Annotated in this window: 6 protein-coding genes; all 6 read right to left on the bottom strand. The window is 66.6% G+C overall.

Going from position 1 to position 8525, the window contains the following annotated elements; all coding sequences use genetic code 11:
- Positions 1-705 (bottom strand): methylmalonyl Co-A mutase-associated GTPase MeaB (gene meaB / locus TSO5_RS11305; protein ID WP_109151683.1); only part of this gene is annotated, 705 nt, incomplete at its 3' end.
- Between the two features lie 80 nt (positions 706-785).
- The gene (locus TSO5_RS11300) at positions 786-2426 is read right to left on the bottom strand and encodes an ABC transporter ATP-binding protein (protein ID WP_109151678.1); all 1641 of its coding nucleotides are present in this window, start codon (positions 2424-2426) and stop codon (positions 786-788) included.
- Between the two features lie 25 nt (positions 2427-2451).
- A complete protein-coding gene (locus tag TSO5_RS11295; RefSeq protein WP_109151677.1) occupies positions 2452-3537 on the bottom strand; it encodes an ABC transporter permease in 1086 nt (361 codons plus the stop codon).
- Positions 3537-4646 (bottom strand): microcin C ABC transporter permease YejB, encoded by a 1110-nt coding sequence (locus tag TSO5_RS11290; protein WP_109151676.1) that lies wholly within the window; start codon positions 4644-4646, stop codon positions 3537-3539. The genes TSO5_RS11295 and TSO5_RS11290 overlap by 1 nt, the downstream gene beginning before the upstream one ends.
- Positions 4647-4720: 74 nt before the next feature.
- Complete coding sequence (locus tag TSO5_RS11285; protein ID WP_109151675.1) at positions 4721-6571, bottom strand: extracellular solute-binding protein; 1851 nt, start codon at positions 6569-6571, stop codon at positions 4721-4723.
- 74 nt (positions 6572-6645) lie between these two features.
- Complete coding sequence (locus TSO5_RS11280; protein ID WP_109151674.1) at positions 6646-8496, bottom strand: extracellular solute-binding protein; 1851 nt, start codon at positions 8494-8496, stop codon at positions 6646-6648.
- Between the last annotated feature and the right edge of the window lie 29 nt (positions 8497-8525).

Below are 8525 nucleotides of genomic sequence, written 5' to 3'. Positions count from 1 at the left end.
CCCCGCCCCCCGCCAGTCGCCATGGCGCAGCAGGGCCAGCGCGTGGCGATAGTCGGCGACGGTGTGGCGGGCGGTGGCGGCGAGGTCACCGTCGGCTTTGTTGACGACCACGAGGTCGGCCAGCTCGACGATGCCCTTCTTGATGCCCTGCAGCTCGTCGCCGCCGGCCGGCAGCAGCAGCAGCATGAACAGGTCGACCATGTCGGCGACCGCGGTCTCCGACTGGCCGACGCCGACCGTCTCCACCACGATGACATCGAAGCCGGCGGCCTCGCAGATCAGCATCGCCTCCCGGGTGCGCCGCGCCACGCCGCCCAGCGTCGTCCCGGCCGGGGAGGGGCGGATGAAGGCGTTGGCCTCGCGCGACAGATCCACCATGCGGGTCTTGTCGCCCAGGATCGACCCGCCGGTGCGCTGCGACGACGGATCGACCGCCAGCACCGCGACCTTGTGTCCCAGCCCGATGACATGAAGCCCGAACGCCTCGATGAAGGTCGACTTGCCCACTCCCGGCACGCCGGAGATGCCGAGTCGCACCGAGTTGCCGGTATAGGGCAGCAGCGCCGCCAGCAGCGCGTCGGCGGTGGCGCGATGGTCGGCGCGCGTCGATTCGATCAGCGTGATCGCCCGCGCCAGCGCCCGCCGGTCCCCCGACCGGACAGCTTCGGCGAGGCGGGCGGCGTCTTGCAGGGCGGTGTCGGTCATGGCGGCGATCATGATGGCGGCGTCGGTCTGTGCGAGGGGAGCGGTACCCTACCCGCGGAGCGGTTCGGGATAAAGCCCACTCACGTCCTTACCGCCAGCGACTCCACAGCTTCCAGGTTCAGCGCGGCGGCGAGCAGGGCGCGGGTGTACTCCTCGCGCGGGTCTTCGAAGATGCGCTGGGTCGGGCCCTGCTCGACCACCTTGCCGTCTTTCATCACCATGACGTGGCTGGACAGCGCCCGCACCACCCGCAGGTCGTGGCTGATGAACAGGTAGGCAAGGTTGTGGCGGGCCTGGATGTCGCGCAGCAGGTCGACGATCTGCGCCTGCACCGACATGTCCAACGCCGAGGTCGGCTCGTCCAGCACGACGAATTTCGGCTTCAGCACCAGGGCGCGGGCGATGGCGATGCGCTGGCGCTGGCCGCCGGAGAACTCGTGCGGGTAGCGGTTGCGCGCCTCCGGCGGCAAGCCGACCTCCTCCAGCGCGCGGGCGACCATTGCCTCGCGCTCCTTGCTGTCGCCGATGCCGTGGATGCCCAGCCCCTCGCCGATGATCTGGCCAACCGACAGGCGGGGGGACAGGCTGCCATAGGGGTCCTGGAAGACGATCTGCATCTCGCGGCGCAGGCCGCGCAGGCGCTTCGGCTGCCAGCCCTGGATGTCGGTGCCGTCGAAGCGGATCGCGCCCTCGCTGGCGTGCAGGCGCAGCAGGGCGAGGCCCAGCGTCGTCTTGCCCGATCCCGATTCGCCGACGACGCCGACGGTATGGCCCCGGCGGACCGCGACGTCGACGCCGTCCACTGCCTTGATATGGCCGACGGTGCGGCGCAGCAGCCCCTTCTTGATCGGGAAATAGACTTTCAGCCGGTCGGCGGCCATCACCTCCGCCGCGTCGTCGGGCGGGTTCAGCGGGTTGCCGCGCGGCTCGGCCGACAGCAGCCTCTGCGTGTAGGGGTGGCGCGGGCGGATGAACAGGTCGTCGACCTTGGCCTGCTCGACGATCTCGCCCTGGTTCATCACGCAAACGCGGTCCGCCATCTTGCGCACCACGCCCAGGTCGTGGGTGATCAGCAGCAGCGCCATGCCGAAGCGGCTCTGGAGATCCTTCAGCAGCGCCAGGATCTGCGCCTGGATGGTGACGTCCAGCGCCGTGGTCGGCTCGTCGGCGATCAGCAGGTCGGGCTCGTTGGCCAGCGCCATGGCGATCATCACGCGCTGGCGCTGGCCGCCCGACAGCTCGTGCGGGTAGGCGTTCAGCCGCTTTTCCGGGTCGGGCAGGCCGACGAGGCGCAGCAGCTCCAGCGTGCGGGCGCGGGCGGCGCTGGTCGACAGGCGCTTGTGCAGGAACAGGGTCTCGTTGATCTGCCGCTCGATGCTGTGCAGCGGGTTCAGCGAGGTCATCGGCTCCTGAAAGATCATGGCGATGCGGTTGCCGCGCACCTGCCGCAGGGTGCGCTCGTCGGCGCCCAGCAGTTCGGTGTCGCGGAAGCGGATCGAGCCGGCGGGGTGGTGCGCCATCGGATAGGGCAGCAGCTGCAGGATCGACAGAGCCGTGACCGACTTGCCGGAGCCCGATTCGCCGACGAGCGCCAGCGTCTCGCCCTTCTGGATGTCGAAGGACACGCCCTTCACGGCCTGCGTCGCGCCGGCGCCCGACCGGAAATCGACACGCAGGCCCCGCACGGACAGCAGGTCGGGGTTGGGGGGCATGATGGTCATGTCGGGCTCTTCACAGTCGTCATCATCACTCCGCCGCCTCCTTGCGCGCAGCCGTCGCCGCGCTGGCCTCGCCCGGCATCGCGGTGGACATCTGGGCGATGGTCTTGCGCGGGTCGAAGGCGTCGCGCACCGCCTCGCCGATGAAGATCAGCAGGCTCAGCATGATCGCCAGCACGAAGAAGGCGGTCAGGCCCAGCCAGGGCGCCTGGAGGTTGGCCTTGCCCTGGGCCAGCAGCTCGCCCAGCGACGGCGAGCCGGGCGGCAGGCCGAATCCCAGGAAGTCCAGCGCGGTCAGGGTGGTGATGGAGCCGTTCAGGATGAAGGGCATGAAGGTCAGCGTCGCCACCATCGCGTTGGGCAGCACATGGCGCACCATGATGGTGACGTCGCCCGCCCCCAGCGCCTTGGCGGCGCGCACGTAATCCAGGTTGCGCGCCCGCAGGAACTCCGCCCGCACCACATGGACAAGCGCGGTCCAGGAGAACAGCAGCAGAAGGCCCAGCAGCCACCAGAAGGTCGGCGTCACCACGCTGGCCAGGATGATCAGCAGGAACAGGGTGGGCAGCCCCTGCCAGATCTCGATGAAGCGCTGGAACAGCAGGTCGGTCAGGCCGCCGAAATAGCCCTGGACCGCGCCGGCCGCGACGCCGATGACCGAGGAGAAGGCGGTCAGCACCAGACCGAACAGCACCGAGATGCGGAAGCCGTAGATCAGTCGCGCCACCACATCGCGCCCCTGGTCGTCGGTGCCCAGCCAGTTGTCGGCGGACGGCGGCGCCGGGGCGGGGACCGGCAGGTTGTAGTTGATGGTGCGGTAGCTGTAGGGGATCAGCGGCCAGACCATCCAGCCCTTGGAATTGATCAGGTCGCGGACATAGGGGTCGCGGTAATCGGTCTCCGTCTCGAACTCGCCGCCGAAGGTGGTCTCGGGGTAGGCGTTGAAGACGGGCCAGTAGTAGTGATTCTCGTATTCGATCAGCAGCGGCTTGTCATTGGCGATGAACTCCGCCCCCAGCGAGACGAGGAACAGAACCAGGAAGATCCAGAAGGACCAGAAGCCGCGGCGGTTCGCCTTGAAATTGGCCAGCCGGCGCCGGGTCAGCGGAGTCATCACACCCTCCGCGATTCGAAGTCGATGCGGGGATCGACCATCACATAGGTGATGTCGCCGACCAGATTCATGATCAGCCCCAGCAGCGTGAAGAAGTACAGCGTGCCGAACATCACCGGATAGTCGCGGTTGATCGCGGCCTCGAAGCCCAGCAACCCCAGCCCGTCGAGCGAGAAGATCACCTCGATCAGCATGGCGCCGGTGAACAGGATGCCGATGAAGGCGCCGGGGAAGCCGGCGATGACGATCAGCATGGCATTGCGGAAGACATGGCCGTACAGCACGCGGTTTTCCGTCAGGCCCTTGGCGCGGGCGGTGATGACGTACTGCTTGCCGATCTCCTCCATGAAGGAGTTCTTGGTCAGCATGGTCAGGCCGGCGAAGCCGCCGATCACCATCGACAGCACCGGCAGCGCCATGTGCCAGAAATAGTCGAGTATCTGCTTGTACCAGGGCAGGTCGCCCCAATTGTCCGACACCAGCCCGCGCAAGGGGAACCAGTCGAGATAACGCCCGCCGGCGAACAGCACGATCAGCAGCACGGCGAACAGGAAGCTGGGAATCGCATAGCCGACGATGACGACGCCGGAGGTCCAGACATCGAAGGGCTGTCCGTCGCGCACCGCCTTGGCGATGCCGAGCGGGATGGAGACCAGATAGACGATCAGCGTCGTCCAGATGCCGAGCGAGATCGACACCGGCATCTTCTCGATCACCAGATCGACGACGCGGCGGTCGCGGAAGTAGCTGGTGCCGAAATCGAAGCGGATATAGTTCGACATCATGTGGATGAAGCGTTCGTGCAGCGGCTTGTCGAAGCCGAACTCCTTCTCCAGCTGCTTGATGAAGGCGGGATCCAGGCCCTGGGCGCCGCGGTACTTGCTGCCGCTGTCGCCGCCGGTCTGGTTCTGGCGCTGGGCGGTGTTGGCGTCGCCGCCGGCCGAACCGCCGATGCGCGAGGTCGCCTCGACCGCCGTGCCCTGGACACGGGCGATCATCTGCTCGATCGGGCCGCCGGGGGCGATCTGCACGATCAGGAAATTGATCACCATGATCCCGAACAGGGTGGGGATGATCAGCAACAGGCGGCGGATGATGTATGCCAGCATCGCGGGTGTCCCGACCCTCCCCAATCCTCAAGGAAACGACAGCTTAGACCAGAGCAGTGTACGTGTCAGGCGGCTCAGGGTTCCGTGCGGCGCGGGCTGTTGGCCAGCTTGGCGTTCTTTTCCGGATCGACCCACCACGTGTCCTGGAAGCCGAGGCCGTATTTGGGGGCAACCGCCGGATGGGAGAAACGGTTCCAGTAGGCGACACGGTACACCGTGTCGTGCCAGTGCGGGATGACGTACCAGTTCCACAGCAGCACGCGGTCCAGCGCCCGGGTGGCGGCGATCAGAGACTCGCGGTCGGGGGCGGCGATCAGCGTCTCCACCAGCTTGTCGACCACCGGGTTCTTGATGCCGATGGCGTTGCGGCTGCCCGGCTGGTCGGCGCGCGAGGATTCCCAGTAGTCACGCTGTTCGTTGCCGGGCGACAACGACTGCGCGAACCGCTCGATGATCATATCGTAATCGAAATTATCGGTGCGGTTCTGGTACTGCGCGCTGTCGACCACGCGGATTTGCGCCTCGATGCCGGCGCGCTCCAGATTGCGGACGAAGGGCTGGACGATGCGTTCCATGTCGGCCTGGACCAGCAGGATCTCGAAACGGAAGGGCTGGCCCTGGGCGTTGACCAGCTTGCCGTTCTTCAGCTCCCAGCCGGCTTCCTTCAGCAGGCCGAGCGCGGTGCGCAGGTTGCCGCGGATGTTGCCGCTGGCATCGGTCTTCGGCGGCTCGTAGGGCTTGGTGAACACCTCCTCCGGGATCTGGCCGCGGAAGGGCTCCAGCAGCTTCAACTCGGCGGGGGAGGGCAGGCCGGTGGATGCCAGTTCGGTGTTGGCGAAATAGCTTTTGGTGCGCTGATAGAGGCCGTAGGACAGGTTGGCCCGCGTCCATTCATAGTCGAACAGGTAATTCAGCGCCTCGCGCACCCGCCGATCCTCGAAGATCGGCCGGCGGATGTTGAACACGAAGGCCTGCATACCCTGCGGGTCCTGGTGCTTGATCTCCTCCTTGACGATCTGGCCGTTCTGCACCGCCGGGACATTGTAGCCGGTGGTCCAGTTCTTCGACGAGTTCTCCAGCCGGAAATCATAGGCGCCGGCCTTGAACGCCTCGAATGCCACGTCGAGATCGCGGTAATAGTCGTAGCGGATGCGGTCGAAATTGTAGCGGCCACGGTTGATCGGCAGATCCTTCGCCCACCAGTCCTTCACCCGCTCATAGGTGATGGAGCGGCCGGCCTGCACGTCCACCACCTTGTAGGGACCGCTGCCGACCAGCGGCTCCAGCGTCGTGGTGGCGAAATCGCGATTGGCGAAGGCGTGTTTGGGCAGCACCGGCAACTGGCCCATGATGACCGGCAGCTCCGGATTGTTGCCATCCCGGAACGAGAATTTGACCGTACGTTCGCCGGTCTTCTCCGCCTTCGTTACGTCGGCGTAGTAGGTGCGGTAGAGCGGATGGCCCTTTTCGCGGAGCGTGTCGAAGCTCCAGATCACGTCGTCCACGGTGACCGGCTTGCCGTCCTGGAAGCGGGCCTCCGGTCGCAGGGTGAAGGCGACCCAGGTGTGGTCCGGTGCGACCTCGATGCTTTCGGCGAGCAGGCCGTATTCGGTGATCGCCTCGTCGCCGTTGCTGGTGGTCAGGGTCTGGAACACCAGCCCGGAGCCGGCGGCGGCCTGTCCGCGCAGGATGAAGGGGTTGAGGTTGTCGAAGCCGCCGAAGGCCATCAGCTTGACCTCGCCGCCCTTCGGCGCGTCGGGATTGACGTAGTCGAGATGCTGGAAGTCCGGCCCGTATTTCGGCTTGCCATGCAGAGCGATGGCGTGGCTGCCCTTGTCCTGTGCCGCGACGGGTGCCGCAAGCAGCAGAGCCCCCGTCATCGCGGCCATCACGCCGGTGCCCAGCCACCGCATCCGACCCATCATACCCGATCCCCTCCCTCGCTTGTTTTCTCAAAAACCGTTCAGATGGATGGAGTTAGCCCGGCAATGGGGCGTCATCAAGGCTGTGCCGCCTTACTGGCCGCGTCGACCCACCAGGTCGCCGGGAAATTGGTGCTGCGATAGTCCTGGTCGTATTTCGGCCAGACCGCGGGATGGGCCAGCCATGCCTTGTGGGCGATCCAGCTTTCCGGGTTGTACCATTGCGGCACCATGTAGAAGCCCCACAGCAGAACGCGGTCGAGCGCGCGGGTCGCCGCCTGGACGCTGTCCAGATCCTTGGCGGCCAGCGTCTTTTCGATCAGCGCGTCGGCCACCGGGTCGTGGATGCCGGAATAATTGGCCGAGCCCTTGGTGTCGGCGGCGGCGGAGCCGAAATAGCCGCGCAGCTCGGTGCCCGGCGGGGTGAAGAAGCTTAGATTGACGATGATCGCGTCGAAATCGAACTCGTCCAGCCGCGCCTGATACTGGGCGGTGTCGACCAAACGCAGGCTGGCGTCGATGCCGACGCGGCGCAGCGTCTCGACATAGGGCTGGATGACGCGGGTCAGCGCCCCGGTGCCGTCGAGGAACTCGATCGCCATAACCTCGCCGGTCTTCACGTTGGTCAGCTTGCCGTTGCGGACCTCCCAGCCGGCCGCCTTGAACAGGCGGGTCGCCTCGCGCACCTGGGCGCGGTTGTTGCCGCTGCCGTCGCTGGTCGGAAGGGTGAAGGGCTGGGTCAGCACCCGCTCCGACAGCTGCGCCTTGTAGGGGTCAAGCAGCGCCAGTTCCGCCGGGCCGGGCGGTCCCTTGGCCCCGAAGTCGGAGTTGGGGAAATTGCTGAGCGTGCGCTTGTACTGGCCGTACAGGATGTTCTTCTGGATCCAGTCGAAGTCGAACAGCAGGGTCAGCGCCTCGCGTACCTGCGGATCGGCGAACTTGGCGCGCCGGGTGTTCAGGCGGAAGCCCTGGGCGCCGAGCGGCAATTCGCTCGGGACTTCAAGCGTCTTCACCCGGCCGTCCTTGACGGCGGGGAAGTCGTAGCCGGTGGTCCAGCGCTGCGCCCGGTATTCGCCGCGGAAGTCGTAGGCGCCGGCCTTGAACGCCTCGAACATCACGTCGTCGTCGCGGTAGAAGTCGTCCTTCACCGTGTCGAAATTGTAGAAGCCGCGGGCGGTCGGCAGATCCTTCGCCCACCAGTCGGCAACCCGCTCATAGGTGATGGAGCGGCCGGGGTCGACGGTCTTGATCCGGTAGGGACCGCTGCCCAGCACCGGCTCCAGCGTCGTCTTGGAGATGTCGCGGCCGTTGGCGGTCCACCAATGCTTGGGCTGCGGCGCGAAGGTAACGGCGAAGTCGATGATCGGCTTGATCTCCCCCGTGCCGGTCAGGGTGATCTTGAAGCGGCGGTCGTCCAGCGCCTCCACCTTGGCGATGTGGTCGAGGAAGGACTTGATGAAGGGCGCGCCGTGGGCCTGGATCGCATCCCAGGTGAAGACCGCGTCGGCGCTGGTGATCGGCGTGCCGTCGTGCCAATGGGCGCCCTGGCGCAGCGTGAAGATCGCCCAGCCATAGTCGTCCGGCACCTCGACGCTTTCCGCCAGATGGGCATAGGCGGCGTCCAGCTCCCAGCCCGACCCGACCATCAGCGTGTCGGAGATCAGCCCCAGCGTGCGCGGCCGCACCCCGCGCAGGATCAGCGTGTTCAGGCTGTCGTAGGTGCCCGGCTGCGATTCGGCCAGCCCGATCGACCCACCCTTGGGCGCGTCGGGATTGACGTGGGGGAAATGGGTGAAGCCGGGCTTGAACTGCGGCTCCCCGAACTGCTTCAGCGCGGTGACGGTCCTGGTCGCGGCCTGGGCCGGAGTGAGGACGACCGGCGCGGCGAGGGTCAGGATCGTGGCGGCAACGGCGAGAAGGCGGCGCATCGGCGGTCCTGTTTGGGGGAGCGGACGTC

Source organism: Azospirillum sp. TSO5, from assembly GCF_003116065.1.
In the GTDB taxonomy this organism is placed as follows: domain Bacteria; phylum Pseudomonadota; class Alphaproteobacteria; order Azospirillales; family Azospirillaceae; genus Azospirillum.
Note: the sequence above shows the minus strand (reverse complement) of the source record. Positions and strands in the feature narration are given on the sequence as shown.